Origin of the sequence: Thalassospira sp. GB04J01 (assembly GCF_000751115.1) — a bacterium.
In the GTDB taxonomy this organism is placed as follows: domain Bacteria; phylum Pseudomonadota; class Alphaproteobacteria; order Rhodospirillales; family Thalassospiraceae; genus Thalassospira; species Thalassospira lucentensis.
In genome coordinates this window covers 189,399-212,987 of record NZ_CCDX020000004.1, presented here as the reverse complement: position 1 = coordinate 212,987, position 23,589 = coordinate 189,399, and the positions used below count along the sequence as shown (strand labels likewise).

The following is a 23,589-nucleotide window of genomic DNA, read 5'->3' as shown; positions in this document are numbered from 1 at the left end:
ACGCTTGATCTGAAATGATTCAATCGGCGTGACACGTACCTGTTTTCAAGCACATGCCGGACCAGAAAGGCGGAAAGTATCAGGTTTGTCGTCGACAAACAATATTGACAAATCCCATCTGTCCGCATTGGACGACAAAGTTCGGTTTTTATCGCTTGTTTTGGCTTTTCGTACTGACCTGACTGGATTTTTCAAGGGTGTCTTTTTCCAGCACCGGCGCAATCGGATCAGCTTGTGTATCACTGTTTTCGACCCGTAGCGATTTTCGTGTGAAACGCACCTGCGATGCGGCAATACCTGTAAGAATAATCACCATCGCCAGGATCGCGGTTGGCTGGGGCACTTCGCCCAGAACAAGGAAGCTGATCAAAACCCCGACTGCGGGCACAAGATAGTTGTTAAACACCAGAAAACTGGTGCCCGCTGCGGCAACCAGTTGCAGGATCAAGAACATCGCAATTCCGGTCGGGAACACGCCAAGATACATGATCGAAAGCGCGCCTTCGACGTCCCATGTCATGGTCCATGGCTGATCAAGGATCAATGTAAACGGCATCAGCATCAGGGATGCGAATGTCAGGATGACGGCCGTTGACCCAATGCGCGGCTGATCGCGCAGGTTCCGGGTTATCAGCGATGACACGGCATAGCCGACTGCGGCAATCAAGATCGCCAACTGGAACAGGAACTCACCGCCCAACCCCGACAGGGTTTCCGGCCCAACCAGAACAACAACCCCGATTGTGCCGAGAATAATCCCGACCACCTTGCCAAGTGTCAGCTTCTCATCGGCGGTAAAGAAGTGCGCAAGAACCACAGCCGTCAGCGGCACGGTGGACATCAAAATGGCCGCCAAACCGGCATCAACCTGGGTTTCGCCATAGCTGATCAAAAAGAACGGTATCGCGTTACCAATCAGCGCAATGAAAAAGGTCGAAATCCATGCTTTTTTGCCCTTTGGCAGTTCAGATTTACGTACCCATGCAAACCCCCACAGCACAAGTGCGGCAAACGTCAAACGTCCTCCGGCAACCACCAGTGGCGAATAGGCATGAACGCCAATTTTGATAAAGGTGAACGAGCTGCCCCACATACCGGCCAAAAGCAGCAGCAGAACATATTCGCGAATTCCCGGACGTGTCATCTTCAGAGCCTGTTTTTGCCATATTTATTGGGCTTTATAACAACGGTAATAAAACCGGGTTACAGCGTTAGAGGTCAGGCATCAAAGAATCAAGAAAATAGCGGCACGGGGTTTGACCCCATAACACTTTGAAGCTGTGGCGTTAACGACCCTGTCGGAGCATGGAGGCCAACAAACGGCTGGCAACCCCGCCCACAAACGCACGCCGTGAAGATGGATAGCTTAAGGCGATTGGGATGACGACCTAGAAAATGATCGGAAAGATCGAGAAAAATGCTTCAGACACAACTTTTTAATTGCGAATGACTTTCAATATCATTATGCTGCGAATAACAAAAAACGGGATATGAGCAGATGAGTTACGTTGATCAGGAATTGTCGGTCGAAGATATGCTTGCCGACCCGATCGTGCAGACATTAATGCGCTATGATGGTATTTCTGCCAGTGACGTTCGTCACACGATGGAACAAGTAAATCTAAACCGCCCCGACATGCCGGCCGGCGCACACAAGAAATCCGTTGATGGCACCAGCAAACGTTGGGGCACGCCGCGCCCAATCAACGGCGGCGCACGCCACAAAGCCGCCTGAGCCAAGACGGTTTGGTACCCTGCCCACCATGCATCATTTGGCGGCGGCGTTTAACGTCCAGTCATACTCATACCCGGCAACATCCAAACGCGGCGCATCGGCTTTTAGCTGTGCGGCAAGCTCCGGCCCGGCATAGCGGGTTAAATGTCTGATGAAATCCGCATCACTTTTGCCAAAATCATCCCGATACCAATCATACAGCTGTGACAGCACAAACGCCCCATCCCCATTGCGGCGCACAGACCGGGGATGATTGATGAACCCCTTGGCCGCCTGATCAAGCTGCGCGTCAAGAATGTCTGCATCATAGGCCTTTGGCGCCAATGCCGGACAGCCAATGGACCCACAATTAACCGCGTAATGAATGCGCGGGTCATGCCAGATCGGGCGTAAAATACGATGTTCGATGTCATCAAGGCTAAGCGTGCGTCCTTCGACCGTTATAAGCTTCTTGCCCCACGGCCCGGATGAAAACAGCCCCGGCGAAATGTCGATATCGCGGATCGATGTGACCGGATAGTGATCAAGCACCACCCGCACCGTCAGGGCGTTATATAGATTAACCCAATAGGCAAATTGCTGATCACGGTTGAGATCATCAACGCCAACCTGCGTCATGGATGCGATATAGCCCGATATTGCGCCATACCCGCCTGACTTGGCCGACGCATAATCAAATGCGGTAACGCCGGGTTCAACCGCCACAAGATACCGATCCAGAACGTTTTGCCATGCGCTGTGATCCACCTTCTCCATGCTATGCGGATCATGGGCCTGCCAATCGGGCCAAAGGTCGGCATCAGGTGCGCTGTACGCAACGCCGGGGCACAGCAACAAAACCAAAACCATGAAGATCGAGACACGCATTATCGACACCATATTCCAACGTGATTGCAGCAAGCTTCCAACCGCTTTTCGCAAAAACCATTGATAGCCTTGCCCACCCGCCACAGTCACATCAAACCAACGTGATCGCCCCGGACGCAGAATCAATTGGTTAAGTCAGGCATTTCACCCATCGGCCGTATATACATTTAACCCAAGATTGGGTTATAATGGCCCCATGATACAGGCAGGTGCTATACAGGTTATCCCCGGAAGTGGTGGGCAACTTGGCCAAGTCATAGCCACGCGCGCCCTGCCCGGCTCCGGGAGCCAACCGACGGTCAATGGATCGGGCGGAACCAATACAGTTGCGCCATCGACACAGCCCGCAGCCGTTGCGATTGTTCCGCTGGCCTCAAACGCCCCGAAACCGCTGCCGCCTGCATCCTCGCCGCCATCCTATCAGCAAGCAACGCAAACCACATCCGCACAAGCACTCAACAGCCAAAGTGCTACGGGGCAAAGTGCGACTGGACAAGGTTCTGGCGGGCAACCTGCCTTGCCGCAAGCCCCAGCCGCACCACCGCCGCCACAGCAAACTGCTCCGATCCAAAGTGCCGCCTCGGTCGTTACCATCATTCAGCAACTTGATCCGCGCGATATTGACGGCGAAGCCGCATCCCAGCAAACCGACACCCAAAGCCCGACCGAACGCCAGCAGCAGGAGCGCGAAGCGACACCCCAAAGCGCACGGAAACCAACATCCAATCCGGCGATTTTAACCGCCAGCGAACGCGAGATTATTCAGGAATTAAGTGCGCGTGATGCCATCGTTCGCACCGAAGAAGAAAGCCATCAGACCTTGGCCGGAGCCAATGCCGGCATGATCAGCTACAGCTATAGTGCGGGGCCAGACGGGCGGCTTTATGCCACGGGCGGGAAAGTCAGCATCCATCCGCTTCAGGGATTGGATGGCATTGCCGCCATTGCCAATCAGGCCGCCATTTCGCGCGCCGCATCGGTGCCGGGAAGCTCTGCCGCCGATTTTAACGTCGCCAAGGGGGCGTCGATGAACATCTCGACCATGATCGCATCACAGGCCAGCGCCGCAGCAGAAAGCTACCGCAATACAATTGGCCTCAATGCCGCCCCCGGCACCGTTGATTTGAGCGGGTAAAATCTCCCCCCAGCGACACAACAAAAAAGCGGCCCACATTGGAGCCGCCTTTTATATGGATTGATCGCAGGTGATCAGGCGTAATGCCAGAACACGTCAAAGCCGGGATTAAACACCGTCACCGGACCTTCGCCCGTTTCGATCTTCTCAGCAAACTTGGCCGGTTCAGCGCGTTTTTCCAGCGTGATTTTATCGCCATTCAGCGGCAGGCCATAAAACTGCGGGCCATTCAGCGACGCAAACCCTTCAAGCTTATCAAGGGCGTCTTCCTGCTCAAACACGTGGGCCAGCAATTGCACGGTGTTATTGGCGGTAAAGATACCGGCACAGCCACACGGGCTTTCCTTGCGTTCATCGGTATGCGGGGCTGAGTCAGTACCCAAGAAGAAGCGCGTATCACCCGATGTTGCCGCCGCACGCAGGGCCAAGCGGTGCTTTTCACGCTTGGCCACGGGCAGGCAATACATATGCGGATGAATGCCGCCAACCAGAATGGCATTGCGATTAATGATCAGATGATGGGTGGTGATGGTCGCGCCAAGGTTCTTGTCGTGCGCCTTGACATACTCAACACCGTTTTCGGTGGTGATATGCTCCATAATCACCCGCAAGTCCGGCACCCGCTTGCGCAAGGGGTCCAGAATGCGGTCAATAAACACCGCTTCACGGTCGAAAATATCAACATCCGCATCGGTGACTTCGCCGTGCACACATAACGGAATGCCAAGTTCGGCCATACGCTCCAACGCAGGCATTGCCTTGTCAAAATCACGCACGCCACTGTCGGAATTGGTCGTCGCCCCGGCCGGGTAGAGCTTGAGGGCCGTGATCACACCGGCCTTGTAGCCTTCTTCGATGTCATCAGGATTGCTGCCCTCGGTCAGATAGAGCGTCATCAGCGGGGTAAAATCATGGCCCGACGGGATGGCAGCGGTAATGCGGTCCCGGTACGCCACCGCATCGGCGGTTTTGACCACCGGGGGCACCAGATTGGGCATAATAATCGCACGGGCAAAATGCTCGGACGTTTCGCCAATCACCGATTTCAGCATATCGCCATCGCGCAAATGCAAATGCCAGTCATCAGGACGGCGAAGGGTAATGCGATTTGTCAACATGTGGCGATCTCCTAGCAACCAATGCGTCCCATCCGGGATATGTGGAGCGTTACCTAGCAGATTGGTTTGAGATTGGGAATGTCAAACACTAACTTTAGTGGGCTAAGCTTACCTCAAAATGGTAGCCTCTAATCTACGGCTAGACCGTCATTAGCTTTGTCGTGGTGTGTATTCGGAGGTCGCGCATTGGAGCAATTAAAGTACCTATTCAGCCCGGTGCCATTCTTTGCCCTGTTAGCAATATCATTCATGGTTGGGGCACTTTATGGCCAGCAATTTGAACCCGTAAATTGGTCAACTATCACCGCTGGTGTTTTAGGATTATTGGGTGGGGCTTGTGCCTTCATAGCAACCCAATGGGAAAGGCACCAGAAGGAGAAAGCAGCAACTTTTAGATTCTACGAACAAACTCGCGCCCTTCTGCCTGTTCTTATTAAATATCTCACCTCGCAATTAGAGGCTCTGCAAGAAGACAAAATAGAACCATCAGTCCTTGACAAAGAGTTATTGGAATACTTTGAGCGAATAATACCAGAAGCTTCCAATGACTTGCCTCTTGACGTCGTTAAAGCTCACAGCCGGTTGATGGCAGTAAAAGTGGGAGTCAGCACCCCGGTTTCAATCCTCGATCTAGATACCGACGTTCACAGAAACGTTCTCGCAGGAGCAATCTCCAATAGCATTATTTTCACCATTGAACTGCAAGCCGCTATTGAGAAACATGGTCGCAATATAAGGTTTTGACCGAGAGGAAAAAGGAGACAGGTTTATTTTTCTGCCTCATCCTGCCCGCCCCCTTTTAAATGCTCTTTGTCGCTGTCGTCAGGCCAGCGAAAGCACCGGCCCCTCAAGCAGATCCATCAGTTGCCCAAAATATCCGCCGGATCGTGCGGGCGACGTCGGATCAGAGGTGATGGCCACCGCCAGGTCCTGTTCTGGATGTGCCGCGATGATCTGGCCGCCATAGCCGCGTGCGATAATGAATCCGCTGCGGGTCAGGAACCAGCCATAGCCATAATCAAAGCCCGAATAAGGTGATCGGGTGCGGGCTTGGGTTGATTGGTCTATCCAGTCGGTCGGAATGATCTGGTCGCCATCGAACCGGCCTTGGTCACGCATAAGAGCCGCGATGCGCAACATCGCGCGCGGCGTCAGCGCCATCTCGTTCCCGCCGAAATAGTAGCCCTGCGGATCCTGTGTCCAAGCTGGAATTTCAATGCCTAGCGGCTGACCAAGCACAGCGCGCGCCTGCGCAAGCAGGCTTTTTCCTGTCGCAACCGTAAGCACAGCGCCAAGGATATGCGTGGTGCCGGTGGAATAGATCATACGCCCGCCGGGGCTTGCGACCATGGGGCGGCGCAGCGCAAAGGCAACCCAGTCTTCGGAATTGACCCAAGCGCCGTAGTTTCTCCCTGATGTGCCTTCAAGCCCGGCCCTGAGCGTCAACAGTTCTTCGATGGTCAAGTCTTCTACACCGGGGGTGGCATTTGAAGGAATGATAGACGGCGCTATTTCGCCTATGGTGGCATCGACCGAGGGGATCGAGCCTTGTGCGATTGCATTACCCGTCAGCAGACCGACGATGCTTTTTGAGCAGGACTTGATGTTCGCAACCCGATCCAAGCCGCGCCCGCGCGGCGCTTCGGCGACGATGATCTCGTCACCGCGCTGTACCAGAATTGCATGAAGCTGGGACATGGCAGCAATTCGCGAACGGATGTCGGACGGCGCCTGTGCGAAGGCCCGGGCCACAAGGGGAACGGCCATCGCGCCCAGAAGGGACGCCGAAAAGGCACGACGGGTCAGCATCGGATGTGGTCTGTCGCTGGGCATATCCATCAGTCCTTGGAGGTAGGGATCATGTGCGTGCCCAAACTATTCGCAGTCCATATGACCACGGGCGACAACGCACGACTTTCCAGCCAATCGGCCCGGAAGAAAAATCCATTATTTGGAATTATTTAGTCAACAATGTGACATCAAACCAAAATCGGACAAGACCGTGTCGCAGCGTTTTGTAACCAGAACCGAAAAAGGCCAGGCATTTCTGCCTGACCTTTTCACAATGGGGCGAGTGATGGGGATTGAACCCACGGCCTCCAGTGCCACAAACTGGCGCTCTAACCGACTGAGCTACACCCGCCATCGTGTGGCGCGGTTTATATGGCCCGAGGCCCCCAACGTCAAGCGCATATTTTGACTTTTTTGCAGCGTTTTCCCCAACAAAGCACAAAGCGCCGATTTTTGCGGCCTTTGAGTATCGCCGTCGGTAAATCGCGATTGATTTGGTCACAAATGCCCCAACCTACCCGTCCGAACATCTTGCATGTCACGTCATATGCCTTAATTAATTCAATTCAATACCACATCCTGTTGGTATCGCGCTCGGCCAAGGCCAGATTGCGACGCCGAAGATCAGGACTGCCTGTGTTTATCAATGCAGGCCACGAACGAGAAAAACAGACGGAGTATCGGAATGAAGTGGGGCGTTATCAGCACCGCCAAGATTGGCACGGAAAAAGTCATCCCGGCCATGCAGGAAAGCGATCAGCTGGAAATACTGGCTATTGCCGGCCGCGATCTTGGGAAAACCCGCGAGGTTGCCGAAAATCTTCGCATCCCGCGCGCCTATGGCTCCTATGAGGAGCTTCTGGCCGATCCTTCGATTGAGGCGATTTACAATCCCCTGCCCAACCACTTGCATGTCGAATGGACCATCAAGGCACTTGAGGCAGGCAAGCACGTTCTGTGTGAAAAGCCGATTGGCCTCGACACCAATGATGCCAAGCGCCTGATCGAAGCACGCGACAAAAGCGGCAAACAGGTGCTTGAGGCATTCATGGTCCGCCATCACCCGCAATGGGTTGAGGCGCGCAAGATCATTGATAGCGGTCAGATCGGCGAACTGACCACCGTGCAAAGCATCTTTACCTATTTCAATGCCGATCCGAACAATGTGCGCAACAAAAAGGATATCGGCGGCGGCGGTTTGCTTGATATCGGCTGTTACTGCATTGTTGGTCCGCGCTATGTTACAGGCAAGGAACCGATACGGGTCGTATCACTGATGGATAAGGATCCGAAATTTGGCACGGATCGACTTGTGTCGGGCATGCTTGATTTTGGATCAGGGCTTCAGGCCAGCTTTGTCTGTGGCACACAGTCCGCCGCAGTTCAGCGCGTACATATTCTGGGCACGGAAGGCCGGATTGAAATACTGATGCCGTTTAATCCGATCCCGGAAAATCCAGCAATCATTCGCGTTGCCGGGCAGAAACAGCCGGGCTTTGACGACGCACGCGAAATCAAATTCCCGATTTGCAATCACTATACCCTGCAAGGTGAGTCCGCGACCGCGATCTTTAAGGGCGAAAGCCCGGTCGATTACCCGATCGAAGACGGCATTGCCAATATGCAGATTTTGGATGCCATGGCGCGTTCAGCCAAAACCGGTAGCTGGGAAATGGTTTCTCCACGCTAAGGTCGGCGCCATCAACGCGAACCGTCTCATCAAAGAACAAAAGCCGGGGAAACCCGGCTTTTTCTTTATCTTGCCGGTGCTATCTATTGCCCTACGAAAACGGCATTGTGTGCCTTTAAACGCGGGAACATGAAATCATTAAAGGCCCGAATGCGCGGCACTGTTTGCAAATCACGATGAATCAGCATCCATAAATCGTTATCAAGTCCGTCAATCGGGTCGGTTAGTATCCGGATATTGCCAAATGCCTTGGCCAGAAAAACCGGCAACACCGCAAGCCCGCCGCCGCCATCAACCAACCGTGCAACATTCAAAAGTGAGTTGCTGCGAAGTGCGACGCGCTGATCTGCAAAATTCTGATCGCGCCAGCGAGCTGCTGCGATGTGGGCCAGTGTTTCATCACATGTGATCCACGGACCTGCCATTGGATCGGGATACTGATCCGATCCGCAGATGACCGATCTGATCGGCCCAATTTGACGCCCAAACAGATTTTCGTTGGGCTGATTGATCGGTCGGATGGCAACATCCGCATCATGACGGTTTAGGTCATAGAACCGATTATCGGTCGTAACATGCAGGGTAATTTCGCCGTAAGCCTCGCAAAATGCGGCAAGATCGGTCGCCAACACACCATGGAGCAATGTATCGGTGGTGGTTAGACGCACGACACCGGATGGGCGGATGTCTTTCCCTGCAAGTTTGCGGGCAAGGACCGCCATTTCATCTTCGAGTTTTTCGGCCGTTTCAACCGCAGCCTGCCCTGATGAGGTTGGCTGATAATCACCCTGCTGGCGCTCAAACAGCTTGGCACCAAGGCGTGTTTCGATATCTGCCATCCGACGAAACAGTGTCGAGTGATGCAAACCAGTTTGTTTTGCGGCCTGCGTTATACTGCGTGCTCTGGCAACGGCCAGCACCAGTTTCAGGTCATCCCACTCAAGTATGTCTGCCATTTCTACCCACCTCAGTTAATGTTCGCATTATTGCACACACTATGTGAAATATCGCAAATTTACTTTGCACACACGCACATCGATACTGATCCCATCAGCCAACAGAATTCCAGATGGAGATTGGAAAATGACTGCAAAAATAACCCGTAGTGAACTGCAATCTGCACTCGGCGGCGCACAGGCCCCGGTTTTGATCGAAGCCCTTCCGGCACGGTATTATGTCGATGCCCACCTGCCCGGTGCGATTAATATTCCCCATGACGCGATTGATGAAAACATCAAACAAATTCTGCCCGATTTGTCAGCGCCCATTGTGGTCTATTGCGCCAGCGGTCCGTGCAAAAACTCCGGTATTGCCCAAACGGCCCTGACCAAACTTGGATATCAGGATGTCCGCGACTATCACGACGGCAAACAGGACTGGCTTGACGCAGGCCTTCCTTTACAGGGGCAAGGTGTGCTTGAAAACACGGCGTAATCTGGCGTCAGAGAACACTTAAAAAAAACAGGCCAGCATTCCCCCTGCTGGCCTGTTTTTTAATCGCTTTTGATCTTCAAGGCAGTTTTGGCGTTTACTTGGCAAAGGCCTTTTTCATCCGCTCGATAGCGTCCGCCATTTTGGCTTCTTCCTTACAGAAGCAGAACCGCACGAAATTACGCACGCCACCGTCTTCGCCCTGATAGAAGGCCGAAACCGGGATGGCGACAACGCCGGCTTCCTTGATCATGATCTGGCAAAACTCGACATCGTCACAATCATAGCCAAGCGGGCGGAAATCACAGGTGATGAAATAGGTGCCTTGGGAATCAAGCACATCAAACCCGACATCCTTGAGCCCCTTCATCAGGAAATCACGCTTTGCCTGCATTTCTGCGGTGAAGTTTTCAAAGTATGCGTCGTCCTTGTTCAGGCCATAGGCCACCCCATGCTGCAATCCCGGTGGCACGGTAAAAACAAGGAACTGGTGGGCCTTTTGATCGGCTCCATCAACCGTGCACAGGCGGTGACATAGCCAATTTTCCAGCCTGTCAGCGAAAATGTCTTACCGGCCGAGCCAATTCGCACGGTGCGGTCATGCATCCCCGGGAAGGTCATCAAAGGTTTGTGTTTGCGACCATCAAAGACAAGATGCTCATAGACCTCGTCACACAGGGCGATCACATCATGTTTGATGCACAGATCGGCGATAAATTGCAGTTCATCGTCGCCATAGACCTTTGAACACGGGTTTTGCGGCGAGTTAATCAGGATCAGTTTGGTTTTTTCAGAAAAGGCCGCAGCCAATTCATCGCGCGGCAAATCCCAGTACGGCGGGGTGACGCGGACCAGTTTTGGGATACCACCAGCCAGCTTCACAATTGGAAGGTAGCTGTCATACAGCGGCTCAATCAGGATGACTTCATCACCCGGAGCGACAAGACCAAGGATCACATCGGCCAGTCCTTCGGTCGCGCCGACGGCAACGAGGACTTCGGTTTTGGGATCAACATCAATGTCGTAGAAACGCTTGTTGTGATCGGCAACCGCCTGCAAAAGTTCCGGCACCCCGGCAAGTGGCGGATACTGATTGGACAGTTCCATGGTTGCGCGGGCAGCGGCTTCGCGGATATCGGCCGGTCCATCGGTATCGGGCGCACCCTGCCCCAGATTGATGGCCTGATGTTTCTGGGCCAGTTCGTTCATCACTTCAAAAATCGTGATTCCGCCCGAAGCAAAAAGAGGATTACCGACAAATTCGGTCATGAGGCGTCCTTTTCTTTATGGTCCTGTTACCGGATGGTGGCGCCATGGTTGAGTACGGTGGCGTCCGGCATTTGATCCCAGATATTTATCCAACCCTGATGCCATGACTATATACTATATAGCCAGCGATACATCGTATCGACATGATCCGCCGACGCAAAGCCAGCAACAAACATTCTGATTTGGTCCCATTCAGGACCCCGAAATATCCGCCGTCCAGCACCAAGATCGAAAGATCGTCGAGTCACCCGCATCATACGGTTTTTTCAGTAAAATTTGGTCTGTTATGCCAAATTCTGTCGCATGACGGGGTAAACTTGGCAAGTGCTGATCCGTCTCAGCCCGGCGGCGACACGCCGATAACACGGATTTGCATATTTTTTGATCATCTTGCCTAAAACTAAGTCACACCCATCGCAGAAAATGTGAAAAATTTCATGGGTTTTGCTGGGTTTTCATGCAGAGAATCCCTAGAATGCGTTGGCGGACCTGAATTGGCATGGTCCGTGCAAATAGAGAGCGAGCGAAGCATTATGCTTTCCGAGTTCTACGCAACTCTCGCAAAAGCAGAGGGCGCTTAATGAAAAAGATTGAAGCCATCATCAAGCCATTCAAGCTTGACGAGGTAAAAGAGGCCCTTCAAGAGATCGGCCTCAAAGGGATTACCGTCACCGAAGCCAAAGGTTTCGGCCGTCAGAAGGGTCACACGGAGCTGTATCGCGGCGCCGAGTATGTCGTGGACTTTCTGCCGAAGGTAAAGCTGGAAATCGTTGTCGAGGACACGCTTGTTGAGCGTGCGATTGAAGCAATCCAGCAAGCCGCTCATACCGGCCGTATCGGCGACGGTAAAATTTTCGTTTCCTCGCTTGAGGACGCGATCCGTATTCGTACCGGTGAACGGGGCAACGACGCGATCTGATCGGTCTTGTCTGTTATTGAACACCGTACGGTAACTAATTTTGAGTTTTAAAGGGTTGCATCATGTCTGACGCCGCTTCTGTACTTAATCTGATCAAAGAAAAAGGCATCCAGTTTGTCGATCTGCGCTTTACCGATTCCAAAGGTAAATGGCAGCATACTGCGCAGGATATCTGCACGATCGACGAAGACGTCTTTGTTGACGGCATCATGTTCGACGGTTCGTCGATCGCCGGTTGGAAAGACATCAACGAATCCGACATGATCCTGATGCCGGACCCGGCATCGGCTGTTGTTGATCCGTTCACCGCACAGCCTTGCCTGATCCTGTTCTGCGACGTTATCGAACCGGCCACCGGCCAGGGTTACGAGCGTTGCCCGCGTTCGACCGCGAAACGCGCACTTGCTTACATGCAGTCCGCCGGCATCGGTGACACCGCATACTTTGGTGCAGAACCAGAATTCTTCCTGTTTGACGACGTCCGCTGGACCACCAGCCAGGACAGCATGGCCTATGCGCTTGACTCCGAAGAAGGTCCGTACAACACCGGTACCGAATTCGAAGGCGGCAACCGTGGCCACCGTCCGGGTCCGAAGGGCGGTTACTTCCCGGTTCCACCAGTTGACTCGGCAAACGACATTCGTGCCGAAATGGTGAACTACATCAACGAAATGGGCGTGCGTTGCGAAAAGCACCACCATGAAGTTGCACCGTCGCAGCACGAGCTGGGCATTGCCTTTGGCACCCTGATCGACCACGCCGACGCGATCCAGATTTATAAATATTGCATCCAGATGGTTGCACACCAGTATGGCAAAACCGCAACCTTCATGCCGAAGCCTGTCTTTGGTGACAACGGTTCTGGCATGCACGTGCACCAGTCGATCTGGCACGAAGGCAAACCACTGTTTGCTGGCAACGGCTATGCCGATCTTTCTGACACCGCACTTTACTACATCGGCGGTATCATCAAGCACGCCAAAGCACTGAATGCTTTCACCAACCCGACGACCAACTCGTACAAACGGTTGGTTCCGGGCTTTGAAGCGCCGGTTCTGCTGGCATATTCGGCACGTAACCGTTCGGCTTCTTGCCGTATCCCGTACACTGCGTCGCCGAAAGGCAAGCGTGTTGAGATCCGCTTCCCGGATGCGCTGGCAAACCCGTATCTTGCATTCACCGCAATGCTGATGGCTGGTCTTGACGGCATCCAGAACAAGATCCACCCGGGCGATGCCATGGACAAAAACCTCTATGACCTTCCGCCGGAAGAGCTCAAAGACGTTCCGACCGTTTGTGGTTCGCTGCGCGAAGCACTTACCAGCCTCGATGCAGACCGCGAGTTCCTGAAAAAAGGCGACGTGATGACCGACGACCTGATCGATGCATACATCGGTTTGAAAATGGAAGAAGTCATTCGCTTCGAACAGTCACCGCACCCGGTCGAGTTCGACATGTACTACAGCGCATAATCCTTTCACCCGAAAGGACGACGCCAAAGCGAAACGCCCGGTCATCATGACCGGGCGTTTTTCTTTTCGGCTAAAGCAAAAAACAGCCTTCCGAATAGTGTTTGACCCACCTTTAGTATAGTTATTAAATAGACTATACAGACAAGTCATCTGCAACTGATAGCTTCGTCCCTAATGCACCAAACACTCTCAGGAGAGCGTCTGCATGGCAGCACAGCATTTGTCGGGGAAATTTCACGACAAGCAACTTGAAAAGATCAAGGACCAATGGAAAAAGGGCGACCGCCAGAATGCAGTCAATCAATGTCAAGAAATACTGCGCAGTGCCCCGCAATATGCACCGGCCCATTTGATCTATGCTGGTTTTCTAAGTGATAGTGGCAATGCACAGGAAGCAGCCAAACACTATGAAGCGGCCTGCAGTCTCCCCGAAACAGTGCCGGAATGCTTCCTTGGCTTTGCCGACTTTCTCAAACGGGCAGGTCAGTTGCTTAATGCTCAGGAAGTTCTATCAGTTGGCATTAAGAAGTGGCCTAAAACTGCGGCGATAGCGCGAGAACTGGGAGTGCTACTCTCGGAAAACGACCAACACCATCACGCACTTCTGATGTTTGAACATTGTTTGAAACTTCATCCAGAAGACTGGATTTGCTGGAACCACTTAGGCTGCAGTCGAGTACAGAACAACCACGCCGAAACCGCACTCGAATGTTTTGACAAGAGCCTAGCACTTATAGCCAAATCGCCACTTCAAGTGGCCACCGAGCGTGATATCGAAAATATCGAGATTAATAAAGCCAGTGCTCTAATCCACGCTGGCAAGACAGAAGCTGCACGCCGAATACTTGAGGAAATTTTGGCGAAGGCTCCAGAAAGCCATAGAGCGTGGCCGATGCTTGCAAAACTTGTAGAATGTAGCCCTGACCAAATAGAACAGATGGAAAGCTGCGTTCAAAATGCACAAAACTCGGGGGACGAGGATGCACTACGTGATCTTCATTTCGCACTGGGCCGGGCTTGGGACAATGCGAAAGATCCCAAAAGGTCTATGACCCACCTAGATGCAGGAAACAGAATTGTTCGTTCTAAACTGGACTATGATTCTTTTGCTGTCTGTGACCGTATTCGGCACACACCCGATTTCTTTCCCCCCAAGACCTTCATAAATATCGAGAAACAACGCAAATCGAACAAGTTAAATTTACGACCGATTTTTATTGTCGGAATGCCACGTAGTGGATCTACCCTAACCGAACAAATTATTGCGTCTCATCCTCAGATTATCGGCGCCGGGGAACTGACGTCCTTGCCCGTCATAAAAAAAGGGCTTCTCGGCGCGGATTTCCCAAGCCGCCCGGAACATCGAGCTCTCGCGCATGCCCCTGAAACAATAAGCCAGCTCCGCAAGGCCTATCTAGATGAGATTGCACGCGTTGTTTGTGACCTTCATCCCGACCACGACCTTGAAAAGGATCAATTTCTTGTTGTCGACAAGATGCTGGGAAACTTCGATATGATAGGCATGATCTTGCAAGCTATTCCTGAGGCGCAAATCATTCATTGTCGGAGAAACAAGATCGACACCTGCTTGTCTTGCTACTCCATGCGGTTCAGCTCCCCGGTTAACTATTCATATGATCAAAAAGAATTGGCCGAGTTCTATAACGCCTATGAAGAACAGATGAAATATTGGCACGCACATGTCCCCCCCTCGTCCCTGATTGAAAGTCGGTATGAAGACATGATCGCCGACACAGAGGGACAAGCACGTAAACTGCTCGATTTCCTTGGCATGCCTTGGGATTCGAAGGTGCTCGACTTTTACAAGCAAAAGCGAACAGTAAGCACAGCCAGCATGTCTCAGGTCCGTAAACCGATATACAAAAGCAGTGTGGAACGTTGGCGTCCATTTGAACCCTATATACGGCCAATGTTGGACATTCTGGGCGAGGACGGTTAGCCGCATACTAAGTTTTCTTTTATCCTCTGCGGTACTGCGCCACTACAAAATGAAAAACTTCCGCAGCATTGGGTAACTTGGATAACGAACAAGGCAGCTAGACATGAGCGACACCGCACGGAAGAAAAATCTTTTGGCCAAGGCCTTTAGGCAATTCAACTCAGGAAACCTGGCTGCGGCAAAGAACGCTTTATTCGAGTTACAGACGTACTCGGTATTAACGTCTGGCGTGAAGCATCTCGAAGCCAAAATCCTGCAAGTGAATGGAAAACTTTCCGAAGCGGCGAAGGCTTATGAAGCCGCCTGCAATATGGCGGATACACACCCGAACTGCTTCCTTGACCTCGCTGACATAATGCGGCGCACAGGTAACAAGAAGCAGGAACGCGAAATTTTGATCGTGGCGTTCAGGCGCTTCCCCCAGGATGCCCACATTGCCGCCAAACTTGGATTGGCGATGTTCGACGAGGGACACGTGAACCAAGTGCGAAAGCTGTTGGAATACGCACTTAATACTGACGGAAACAACATTGATGTACGTCAGGCCGCAGGCACATTCTATCGTGCTATTGGACAGCCCGATTTGGCCGCAACACATTTCAAGCAGGCCTTGAAAGTTACGGGAAAAACCACAGGAACGAAGAATACACCGAGACGTGAAAAACTGTCCTTATTGGTGGCCGAGGCTGCGAGGGATAACCGGGATATACTGACAGCAGAAAACACATTACGCCGAGTAATAAGGCTCAATCCTAAAAATACCCGCGCATGGCTAATTCTGAGCGATATTATCCGGTTCACCCCAAACGCACCAGAGATTACGAAAATGTCCAGCCTTCTGGTAGACCGAAAGAGCATTCTCTCTGCGCCTGACCGAATTGACTTGAACTTCGCTCTTGGCAAGGCATTCATCGATTCCGGTCAGCCAAAACAGGCAATGGAACATTTGATCCCTGCCAATCGCCTGCGCCGAGATCAATTATCCTACGATATTGATGCTATCTGTCGCAGATTGGAAAATTATCGCACGTGTTTTTCCCCGAAGATTGTACAACAAAGGCGTGCATCTTTACAGGACCAGAACGAATCCGGACCATCCCCAGTTTTCATTGTTGGCATGCCTCGTTCAGGAACAACACTGATTGAACAAATACTTGCAACCCATGAACAGGTATTCGGCGCAGATGAACTCACTACCCTCCCCCGACTAAAACGTACAATTTTCGGGCCTGATTTCCCCGATGTCGCCGGCAGCATCGATTGGGCAATGTCAAAAGAGAGACTGTCTCTCCTTGCTGCATCCTACACCAACGAAAGTCGGCAATATATTGACAAACCGACAAACCACTACCGTTACCTGATTGATAAACTGCCAGGAAACTTTGTGTTCTCCGGGTTAATTACGATGGCCATGCCCAATGCCCGCATTATTCATTGCCGCAGAAACCCGATCGACACCTGCCTGTCTTGTTTCAGCAAGTATTTCGTATCGGGACAGAGTTTCAGTTATGATCTATCTGAACTCGGTCGTTACTACCGCGCCTATGAACAACTGATGGCACATTGGCATAATGTGTTGCCCGCAAGCAACTTCATCGAAATCCGTTACGAAGATATGATTGCTGATACTGAAACCGAGGTCCGGCGTCTAACAAACTTTCTTGACCTTGACTGGGATCCGGCGTTGCTTACTTTTCACGAAAACCGCCGCTCAGTCCGCACCGCAAGCGCCAATCAGGTCAGAAAACCAATTTATAGTAGCAGTGTCGAGCGCTGGAAACCTTACGCCCCATACATCCAGCCTTTACTTTCAGCACTGAACAAATAACCGCGCAAACGTGATCAGGTGGCGTTTATGCCTCACGACACTTGAAACTTGCAAACCTAGGTCTATGCCCCTACTAGACATCATCCTGATGAATTTCAGGTTCAAGGGCTGGGCTATACAGGCAGCTTTGCGCTTTTCCGGAGTTTTTGGCCTCGTACATTGCCTTGTCCGCACGGCGGAGCTGTTCACTCATATCGCTGTTTCCGCCCGCGAAGACAGAAAAGCCGATTGAGGCCGAAATACCGCAGTCATGCTCTTGCCAAATGAACGGCTTTGTCATTTCCGCAAGGATGTCGTCCGCCATCTTGGTCATTTCGTCTTCTGTGCCCTTGTTGATGAACAACAGGCAAAACTCATCCCCGCCAAGACGTGCGACTTCATCAGCACGCCGCGAGACCCGTTTTAGCCGCTTGGCCGTTTCCACCAGCACCCAATCCCCCGCAGCATGCCCCTTGGTATCATTCAGATTCTTGAACCCATCCAGATCAAGAATAAAGATCGATGCCGGTGTATCTGTTCCGCGTAAAACGGCTTCGCACTGATCAAGTTTTTGCATGAACCGCGCACGGTTCGCCAAACCGGTCAATTCATCATTATTGGCTTTGTTTTGAAGTTCGCGTGCGGCGTGCTTTTGCTTGGTGATGTCACTTGTCCACCACAGAACGGCTTCTTCGCCTTCGAACGTCAGCGGCTCAAGCGACGTCTTCAACCAACGGGCTTCTGACATGCTAGGGCGCCGCAATCGCAACTCGACATCTTTCAGTTCGCCAAGCATGTCCATGTCTTTAAGCGACTGCTTACGGTAGCGTTCTGACAGCAAAATGGAATCAGTTGGGTCTTTGACCCCGGTGATATCAAGCAGGGCTTCAAATGTGCGATTAAAGAAGCGGAAAACACCGTCATCACGGTTTGAGATCGCAACCCCGACCGGCGCACTTTCAAGAAGTCCTGTCAGACGCTGAGTTGCTTCCGCAACCTCTGTCTGGGCCTTTTTAAGCGAACTGACATCAATCAAGGATCCGATTGTACCTGCGATGGCGCCACTTGGTGCCTTAAGACTTGATGCGGCAAATAATGCAACACGTTCCTGATCGCCAAGCATGAAGGCAATTTCATCACGCACCTGACCTTCTTGCTTTAAAAGCGGTGCTTCGTGGTCGGTGACCGTCTTATTGAGGCCTTCCGGGGCTATTTTGCTGAACTTTGCCCCGATGACATCTTCCGGCTTTTGTTCGAAAAACGCTGCAAATGCCCCATTGCAGCGGCTGATCACCCCATCAAGGTTTTTGATGTAAACTGGCGTGGGCAGGACATCAATCAGGTGCTGAATGAAGATTTTGTGGTCGGCCAGTGCCTTGGCAAGTTCCTGCGCCTTGCCAGCATCGCGCAAAACAAGTGCTGTCGTATCTGACGGACCCTGGGCGCAATGCCACGTGAATGTCTTGCCGGACAACCGAAATCCGGGCAAATCGGCCTGTTTACCTGCTGAAATACTTGCCAGTGCATCACGCACGGCGCCAACACCATCGCCACTGACGAATTCACCATTCTTGGCAAGATAGGCAAGGAACTGTTTAATTTCTGTTCCTGCCCGCATAACGGACTTGGCATCTTCAAGATACGTTGCCGCAGCCGGGTTGGCATGCACGACCTTAAGACTGGATCGTTCAAGAAGAATAAGACTATCGCGCGACAATGCCGCCGTCGCAGTAACTTCAGGACTTATTGACAATACACCCGTAACGCCGAAATACGGCGCACTCCCACGTTGGTATTTTCAGTGATGTCCCAAACCCAGCAGACCTTGTTTTTCGGTCTTTGTCTTTATGCGCAAGCCATTACATATACAGAAGAATAAGTCATTATAATTCTTATGGAGAGGTATAATCAACTATGATTTTGCCGCCGAAACCGGCAGATCGATATAACCACGGTCGATGCAATGTTCCAGCTCACGCGCAGCAGCCAGCATTTCCTGATAGGTTTCGCGAAGATGCTTTAGCTTGGCAAGTTCTTCCTCAGTGGGATGCTGGTCGGTACGGTCTGCACTTAATTTGAACGCGTACTTCAGGTATTCCGCACGCAAACGGGCGACCGTAATCATCAGTGGCACGGCGTTTTCAACCGACATATCGGGAATTGCCGGACTAATGATCTCGTGATTGATTTCGCGAAGCACATGTTCCATGCCCATCATGAAACGGCTTTTGCTGCGAGCTGCATCCTGCGACATGACCTATACTCCTTAAGCCATAAGGGTCTAATTCTGACGTAAGTATCACGCCGGAAAGTAAAAACTCCAATAACAGTTTACCACCAACGGTCGCATTAATCCCGCGCTGTGTTGTGGGGACAAAACTGATCGTAACTTGCAGGCACGCGCCAACCGCGCTAGACGATGGGTCAACAGTTTTTCAAAAACAGGAATTTTGATCATGGAAGCACGGGTAAAGTGGCTTGAGAACCTGACCTTCACAGGCACCAGCGGCAGTGGCCACGGTGTCGTCATGGATGGGGACCGGGAAAATGGCTTTGGCCCAAGCCCGATGGAAATGCTTCTTCTGGGCATTGCCGGATGTTCATCAATTGATGTCGTTCATATCCTTAAAAAAGGGCGCGAGAACGTTCTGGATGTGCAAACCGATGTCAAAGCCGAACGTGCTGAAACCGATCCTAAGGTTTTCACCAAGATTCACCTGCATTTCAAGGTGAAGGGGGATAACCTGAACGAAGCTAAAATCGGTCGGGCTGTTGAATTATCTGCGGAAAAATATTGCTCAGCCTCGATCATGCTGTCCAAGGCGGCAGAGATCACCCATAGCTGGGAAATCATGGAATAACCAAGACACACCATGATATCTCGGTGCCGAAAGTCGACATACTTTCAAAGCGGTCTGATAAAGGCCGCTTTTTTTGTTGCTCGCACATGATCGATGCCCGCGTTAAGGTTGCAATTGATCAACACACTCGCCCCAGTTCTGGAGATGCCCCATGTCCGTCCGTCACGCGATAGGATTACGACTTTGTTCCATCAGTATCGCAACCGGCCTGCTTGCGGGGATAAGCACAATACAGGCCGCCAACGCCGATGCCCTTTCCCCATCTGGCATGGCCGTTCAGGCCCCCTCGCCCAATGGTGCATTTCCTGACTATGTCAAAAACACCCGAAGTCAAATTCGCACGGTGTTAGAAAGCACGCGCTTCGCCGATGAAAAACAGCCGTTTGGATCGTTCAGTCTGGATGAAGTTGTTGAAATGCGCGCGCCTTACGACATTGCGCCAGACCGAAATTCCTGTGCGGATGGTGATGTCACCTTATCGCGCGGCGAAAATCTGGGCTTTGTCATGGTCCATGGGCTTACGGACAGTCCATATTGGTTAAGTGATGTACGCGATGCCTTGCGCGATAAATACCCGTGCGCATCGTTCCATGGTGTGTTGTTGCCTGGGCATGGCACGGTTCCCGCCGACCTTATGGACGTTGCGTATCAGGACTGGATGGATACGGTTAAATTCGGTGTTGAATCGTTTGGCCCGGAAGTAGAACAGATCATTCCCATCGGCTTTTCAACCGGTGCGGCCCTGATTGGGCGTTACTATGATATGGCTGATCACGATGATCGCCTGAACGCCCTTGTCATGCTATCGCCCGGCTTTTCTGCGCGCAGCGGCATGGCATGGCTCACCCCCTATGTCCGCTATGTCAAAAATTGGGCGGGCAAGGGTGAAAACAATGATCCGGGGAAATATGGCTCGATGGCGATGAATGGTGCGGCAGAGTTTCATTTGCTCACCTCCCCCTATCGCGATGGATCAATTGGCGCTGTCGACATTCCGGTATTCGTTGCGGTCAGTTCGGATGACCAAACCATCGACCCGCTTGTCGCACTTGATTTCTTCTGTGAAAAGGTGACTGTCCCAAACCGTCATATGGTCTGGTATCAAGGGGAAATCGAAATCCCCGACGAACAAACCCAATGTGACGGTATTGACGTTGTTAAGTCTGCAAATGCGGACTTCAGAACGTTAAACCATGCTCATACCGGTATTACTCTTTCGCCGAACGATCCTGTTTATGGGCTTGATGGCAAACATCCTGATTGCGGCCACTATGACAACAAAGAAGACAAGGAAACCTGCCAAACAGCACCCGATGCCGTTTACGGAGAACGCAACCTTGTTGACGGTGCGACACCCGGAACCCTGCGACGTGCGACGTTCAACCCGGATTTTGACACCATGATGGAAAAAATCATGCATTTCATCGCTGTGTCACGTGCCCCGGCGACCCCAAATCCCGTAGAATAGATATGCGGTTTTGACGTCGGCTTGAACGGAACTTGAGACAGGCATTTGAATGAATTTCTCCCTGCATCACGTAACCAATAAAGATGGCGTGCGGTTACGCTATGGCATAAGCCCTCCTTCTAGGGATAATTTGGATGCCTATGTCCTTATTCTGCAGGGGCGAGGCGAATATATCGAACGATATCAAGAAACTGCCGTGGATCTTGCTAAACGTGGGTTGGGTTGCGTCACGTTTGATTTCCGCGGGCAAGGTGGTTCTGATCGCGCGACGTCAGATCCCATCATGGGCTATATCAAAGATGTCATGGAGTATGTGTCTGATACCGCGTGTATTATGGCCCATATCAAAGATCAGCATGACATAACGTGCCAAATGCTTTTAACCCATTCGACGGGCGGGCTCGTGGCCATGAAGATGCTACTATCCCAACCAGATCTTTGGAAAAGTGTTGTGATGTTGGCGCCGTTTTTTGGCATGGGTGGTCCGGATTGGCTGGCGATTGCGGCACAGTTCTTATCCGCCAGCCTATGCCGATACGGTTTTGATCAGCAATACCTTCCGGGTCAAAAGGCATTGTCACCGCTGAATGCATTTGAGCCGGAAAACCTTTTAACGTCTGATGCCGAACGATATGCTCGCAATGTTGCGCTGCTGACAGCCCAGCCAGACCTTGTCATCGGCGGCGTTTCTGCAGGGTGGCTTGATGCCTGTTTTCGTACTCAGGCCAACCTCATGAGCAAACTTGCGACACCTTCAGGCGCCATGGAACTGCCGCCTATCACCATGGTTCTCGCTGGCAACGATCAGGTTGTGTCAAACACCACAACAAATGACCTTTTTGGCAACCATCCCAATGTGACCATGTGCGAAATTCCCGAAGCCCGGCATGAAATCCTGCAAGAGCAGGACTATCTTCGCGATCAATTCTGGGCAGCATTTGATTTGCATGTTTCACGCCATCATGCCGAGTGGCTTTCAACCGCTGGCTGACATCCCCAACAACTCACCGGGATGACGTGCTGATTTCTACCCCGTCAAAACGCATTTTACGAAATGCACTTGGCGCAACGCCACGATGACGACGGAACTGACGGTTAAAGTGTGACAGATTCTGAAAACCGGCTTCCTCCGCTACGCAATAAATCGGCATATCTGATGACAGCAACAGACTGACCGCACGCCCAAGCCGCAACCCCATTAGATAATCCTGAATATTTGTGCCCATATGGCGCTGAAAAAAGCGCCGCAATGTGCGTTCGCTCATACCTGCATTTTGTGCGATCACACGACTGCTGACGGGCTCGACATAGGCACCATGCAATTGATCAAGCACCTTGCCGAGCCGACTGGCATCGTCGCGACCCGGAACATCGGCATTAAACCGATCAGAGGCCAACGGCTTGAGGTCTTTGGCATCAATCAAGGTGCGCAGCACTTCGATCAAAAGCACAAGCTGATCTGCCGGCTTTCCCTGATCAAAATTTGCAGCAAGCTTCGCCACCTTACGCGCAATTTTTGCATCGAACTTCACCCCACGCCGTGACAGAAGCAGGATTTTTTCCAACGATGATAATTCGGGGATGGTTTTGCAGATCGAATTGATCCAGTCCACCGTGAACCAGAAAACAAACGCCTGATGCCCCTTACGCCGTCCCTTAACCTGAAGGGCTGCGTCATGAGCACGCATACCACCCGGCGTTACCGACGGTGGGCCGGCATTTTTTGAGTGCCATGTGTGGGGTAAATTCGGCCCCAATAGAACCAGGTCATCCTCGCCATACGTCCCGATATGGTCACCCACGTATCGCTGTCCATGGCTGCCTAGCGTCAGGGTTAATTCATATTCCGGATGGAAATGCCATTCGAACGGAATTGCTTCCAAATTACGGTGCAATCCCTTCCAAGACCGATCTGCTGCAATCTGGACATGCTCAAACAGCAATTTCATTTAAATACCAATCACGCTTATACGGCATACATATTGGATAATATTGACCGAATAGTATCAGTATTTGTCCGTGCTGTCAGTGGGCAAATTCCCGAGTCAGAGGTTAGAATTCAACCT

Annotated in this window: 20 protein-coding genes, 1 tRNA gene and 1 pseudogene; 12 read left to right on the top strand and 10 right to left on the bottom strand. The window is 51.9% G+C overall.

Going from position 1 to position 23,589, the window contains the following annotated elements; genetic code table 11:
- Nucleotides 1-148 precede the first annotated feature (148 nt).
- The gene (locus AMM48_RS01325; RefSeq protein ID WP_102782618.1) at nt 149-1,144 is read right to left on the bottom strand and encodes an EamA family transporter; all 996 of its coding nucleotides are present in this window, start codon (nt 1,142-1,144) and stop codon (nt 149-151) included.
- Nucleotides 1,145-1,498: 354 nt separating this feature from the next.
- On the opposite strand from AMM48_RS01325, the gene AMM48_RS01320 reads away from it, so the two are divergent.
- Nucleotides 1,499-1,735, top strand: coding sequence for a hypothetical protein (locus AMM48_RS01320; protein ID WP_102782617.1), 237 nt, complete (start codon nt 1,499-1,501; stop codon nt 1,733-1,735).
- Nucleotides 1,736-1,768: 33 nt separating this feature from the next.
- Here the strand turns inward: AMM48_RS01320 and AMM48_RS01315 are convergent, their stop codons facing one another.
- A complete protein-coding gene (locus AMM48_RS01315; RefSeq protein WP_244271078.1) occupies nt 1,769-2,602 on the bottom strand; it encodes a DUF547 domain-containing protein in 834 nt (277 codons plus the stop codon).
- A 196-nt stretch (nt 2,603-2,798) separates the two neighbouring features.
- On the opposite strand from AMM48_RS01315, the gene AMM48_RS01310 reads away from it, so the two are divergent.
- Nucleotides 2,799-3,737, top strand: a complete 939-nt coding sequence (locus AMM48_RS01310) for a putative metalloprotease CJM1_0395 family protein (protein WP_102782616.1) — start codon at nt 2,799-2,801, stop codon at nt 3,735-3,737.
- Between the two features lie 74 nt (nt 3,738-3,811).
- Here AMM48_RS01310 and pyrC read toward each other — a convergent pair whose 3' ends face one another.
- Nucleotides 3,812-4,855, bottom strand: a complete 1,044-nt coding sequence (gene pyrC / locus AMM48_RS01305) for a dihydroorotase (RefSeq protein ID WP_102782615.1) — start codon at nt 4,853-4,855, stop codon at nt 3,812-3,814.
- Between the two features lie 186 nt (nt 4,856-5,041).
- On the opposite strand from pyrC, the gene AMM48_RS01300 reads away from it, so the two are divergent.
- The gene (locus AMM48_RS01300) at nt 5,042-5,599 is read left to right on the top strand and encodes a hypothetical protein (protein WP_102782614.1); all 558 of its coding nucleotides are present in this window, start codon (nt 5,042-5,044) and stop codon (nt 5,597-5,599) included.
- A gap of 78 nt (nt 5,600-5,677) precedes the next feature.
- On the opposite strand, the gene AMM48_RS01295 is transcribed toward AMM48_RS01300, so the two are convergent.
- The gene (locus AMM48_RS01295; RefSeq protein ID WP_244271077.1) at nt 5,678-6,688 is read right to left on the bottom strand and encodes a serine hydrolase; all 1,011 of its coding nucleotides are present in this window, start codon (nt 6,686-6,688) and stop codon (nt 5,678-5,680) included.
- A gap of 233 nt (nt 6,689-6,921) precedes the next feature.
- Nucleotides 6,922-6,998, bottom strand: a tRNA-His gene (locus tag AMM48_RS01290).
- Between the two features lie 333 nt (nt 6,999-7,331).
- Here AMM48_RS01290 and AMM48_RS01285 point away from each other — a divergent pair.
- The gene (locus AMM48_RS01285) at nt 7,332-8,336 is read left to right on the top strand and encodes a Gfo/Idh/MocA family oxidoreductase (protein ID WP_102782613.1); all 1,005 of its coding nucleotides are present in this window, start codon (nt 7,332-7,334) and stop codon (nt 8,334-8,336) included.
- Nucleotides 8,337-8,419: 83 nt separating this feature from the next.
- On the opposite strand, the gene AMM48_RS01280 is transcribed toward AMM48_RS01285, so the two are convergent.
- Nucleotides 8,420-9,292: a LysR family transcriptional regulator gene (locus tag AMM48_RS01280; protein WP_102782612.1), complete on the bottom strand. Its 873-nt coding sequence runs from the start codon at nt 9,290-9,292 to the stop codon at nt 8,420-8,422.
- Nucleotides 9,293-9,419: 127 nt separating this feature from the next.
- On the opposite strand from AMM48_RS01280, the gene AMM48_RS01275 reads away from it, so the two are divergent.
- Complete coding sequence (locus AMM48_RS01275; RefSeq protein WP_102782611.1) at nt 9,420-9,770, top strand: rhodanese-like domain-containing protein; 351 nt, start codon at nt 9,420-9,422, stop codon at nt 9,768-9,770.
- Between the two features lie 94 nt (nt 9,771-9,864).
- On the opposite strand, the pseudogene AMM48_RS01270 reads toward AMM48_RS01275, so the two are convergent.
- A pseudogene (locus tag AMM48_RS01270) lies at nt 9,865-11,036 on the bottom strand (aminotransferase).
- A 580-nt stretch (nt 11,037-11,616) separates the two neighbouring features.
- On the opposite strand from AMM48_RS01270, the gene AMM48_RS01260 reads away from it, so the two are divergent.
- The 4 genes from AMM48_RS01260 to AMM48_RS01245 all read left to right on the top strand — a co-directional run bounded on the left by AMM48_RS01260 (nt 11,617) and on the right by AMM48_RS01245 (nt 17,215).
- On the top strand, nt 11,617-11,955 hold the full coding sequence (locus tag AMM48_RS01260) for a P-II family nitrogen regulator (protein WP_007091888.1): 339 nt from the start codon (nt 11,617-11,619) through the stop codon (nt 11,953-11,955).
- A 62-nt stretch (nt 11,956-12,017) separates the two neighbouring features.
- Entirely contained in the window at nt 12,018-13,427 is a 1,410-nt protein-coding gene (gene glnA / locus AMM48_RS01255; RefSeq protein WP_022733560.1) for a type I glutamate--ammonia ligase, read from the top strand.
- Between the two features lie 205 nt (nt 13,428-13,632).
- Nucleotides 13,633-15,387 (top strand): tetratricopeptide repeat-containing sulfotransferase family protein, encoded by a 1,755-nt coding sequence (locus AMM48_RS01250; protein ID WP_102782609.1) that lies wholly within the window; start codon nt 13,633-13,635, stop codon nt 15,385-15,387.
- A gap of 103 nt (nt 15,388-15,490) precedes the next feature.
- On the top strand, nt 15,491-17,215 hold the full coding sequence (locus AMM48_RS01245) for a sulfotransferase (protein WP_102782608.1): 1,725 nt from the start codon (nt 15,491-15,493) through the stop codon (nt 17,213-17,215).
- Between the two features lie 73 nt (nt 17,216-17,288).
- On the opposite strand, the gene AMM48_RS01240 is transcribed toward AMM48_RS01245, so the two are convergent.
- Nucleotides 17,289-18,947 (bottom strand): sensor domain-containing diguanylate cyclase, encoded by a 1,659-nt coding sequence (locus tag AMM48_RS01240; protein ID WP_244271076.1) that lies wholly within the window; start codon nt 18,945-18,947, stop codon nt 17,289-17,291.
- A 159-nt stretch (nt 18,948-19,106) separates the two neighbouring features.
- Nucleotides 19,107-19,448 carry a hypothetical protein gene (locus AMM48_RS01235; RefSeq protein WP_102782607.1) on the bottom strand — a complete coding sequence of 114 codons (342 nt, stop codon included), beginning with the start codon at nt 19,446-19,448 and terminating at the stop codon, nt 19,107-19,109.
- A 202-nt stretch (nt 19,449-19,650) separates the two neighbouring features.
- Between AMM48_RS01235 and AMM48_RS01230 the strand changes: the two genes are divergently transcribed.
- The 3 genes from AMM48_RS01230 to AMM48_RS01220 all read left to right on the top strand — a co-directional run bounded on the left by AMM48_RS01230 (nt 19,651) and on the right by AMM48_RS01220 (nt 22,514).
- Nucleotides 19,651-20,055 carry an OsmC family protein gene (locus AMM48_RS01230; protein WP_102782606.1) on the top strand — a complete coding sequence of 135 codons (405 nt, stop codon included), beginning with the start codon at nt 19,651-19,653 and terminating at the stop codon, nt 20,053-20,055.
- A gap of 151 nt (nt 20,056-20,206) precedes the next feature.
- On the top strand, nt 20,207-21,523 hold the full coding sequence (locus AMM48_RS01225; protein WP_102782605.1) for an alpha/beta fold hydrolase: 1,317 nt from the start codon (nt 20,207-20,209) through the stop codon (nt 21,521-21,523).
- 49 nt (nt 21,524-21,572) lie between these two features.
- A complete protein-coding gene (locus tag AMM48_RS01220; RefSeq protein WP_102782604.1) occupies nt 21,573-22,514 on the top strand; it encodes an alpha/beta hydrolase in 942 nt (313 codons plus the stop codon).
- 13 nt (nt 22,515-22,527) lie between these two features.
- Here the strand turns inward: AMM48_RS01220 and AMM48_RS01215 are convergent, their stop codons facing one another.
- Nucleotides 22,528-23,472 carry an AraC family transcriptional regulator gene (locus tag AMM48_RS01215; protein ID WP_102782603.1) on the bottom strand — a complete coding sequence of 315 codons (945 nt, stop codon included), beginning with the start codon at nt 23,470-23,472 and terminating at the stop codon, nt 22,528-22,530.
- Nucleotides 23,473-23,589 lie beyond the last annotated feature (117 nt).

Excerpts from the sequence above, each read along its gene's own strand:
- AMM48_RS01325 (WP_102782618.1), bottom strand. The coding sequence starts at position 1,144 with ATGACACGTCCGGGAATTCGCGAATATGTTCTGCTGCTGCTTTTGGCC.
- AMM48_RS01320 (WP_102782617.1), top strand. The coding sequence starts at position 1,499 with ATGAGTTACGTTGATCAGGAATTGTCGGTCGAAGATATGCTTGCCGAC.
- AMM48_RS01315 (WP_244271078.1), bottom strand. The coding sequence starts at position 2,602 with ATGCGTGTCTCGATCTTCATGGTTTTGGTTTTGTTGCTGTGCCCCGGC.
- AMM48_RS01310 (WP_102782616.1), top strand. The coding sequence starts at position 2,799 with ATGATACAGGCAGGTGCTATACAGGTTATCCCCGGAAGTGGTGGGCAA.
- pyrC (WP_102782615.1), bottom strand. The coding sequence starts at position 4,855 with ATGTTGACAAATCGCATTACCCTTCGCCGTCCTGATGACTGGCATTTG.
- AMM48_RS01295 (WP_244271077.1), bottom strand. The coding sequence starts at position 6,688 with ATGCCCAGCGACAGACCACATCCGATGCTGACCCGTCGTGCCTTTTCG.
- AMM48_RS01285 (WP_102782613.1), top strand. The coding sequence starts at position 7,332 with ATGAAGTGGGGCGTTATCAGCACCGCCAAGATTGGCACGGAAAAAGTC.
- AMM48_RS01280 (WP_102782612.1), bottom strand. The coding sequence starts at position 9,292 with ATGGCAGACATACTTGAGTGGGATGACCTGAAACTGGTGCTGGCCGTT.
- AMM48_RS01275 (WP_102782611.1), top strand. The coding sequence starts at position 9,420 with ATGACTGCAAAAATAACCCGTAGTGAACTGCAATCTGCACTCGGCGGC.
- AMM48_RS01260 (WP_007091888.1), top strand. The coding sequence starts at position 11,617 with ATGAAAAAGATTGAAGCCATCATCAAGCCATTCAAGCTTGACGAGGTA.
- glnA (WP_022733560.1), top strand. The coding sequence starts at position 12,018 with ATGTCTGACGCCGCTTCTGTACTTAATCTGATCAAAGAAAAAGGCATC.
- AMM48_RS01250 (WP_102782609.1), top strand. The coding sequence starts at position 13,633 with ATGGCAGCACAGCATTTGTCGGGGAAATTTCACGACAAGCAACTTGAA.
- AMM48_RS01245 (WP_102782608.1), top strand. The coding sequence starts at position 15,491 with ATGAGCGACACCGCACGGAAGAAAAATCTTTTGGCCAAGGCCTTTAGG.
- AMM48_RS01235 (WP_102782607.1), bottom strand. The coding sequence starts at position 19,448 with ATGTCGCAGGATGCAGCTCGCAGCAAAAGCCGTTTCATGATGGGCATG.
- AMM48_RS01230 (WP_102782606.1), top strand. The coding sequence starts at position 19,651 with ATGGAAGCACGGGTAAAGTGGCTTGAGAACCTGACCTTCACAGGCACC.
- AMM48_RS01225 (WP_102782605.1), top strand. The coding sequence starts at position 20,207 with ATGTCCGTCCGTCACGCGATAGGATTACGACTTTGTTCCATCAGTATC.
- AMM48_RS01220 (WP_102782604.1), top strand. The coding sequence starts at position 21,573 with ATGAATTTCTCCCTGCATCACGTAACCAATAAAGATGGCGTGCGGTTA.
- AMM48_RS01215 (WP_102782603.1), bottom strand. The coding sequence starts at position 23,472 with ATGAAATTGCTGTTTGAGCATGTCCAGATTGCAGCAGATCGGTCTTGG.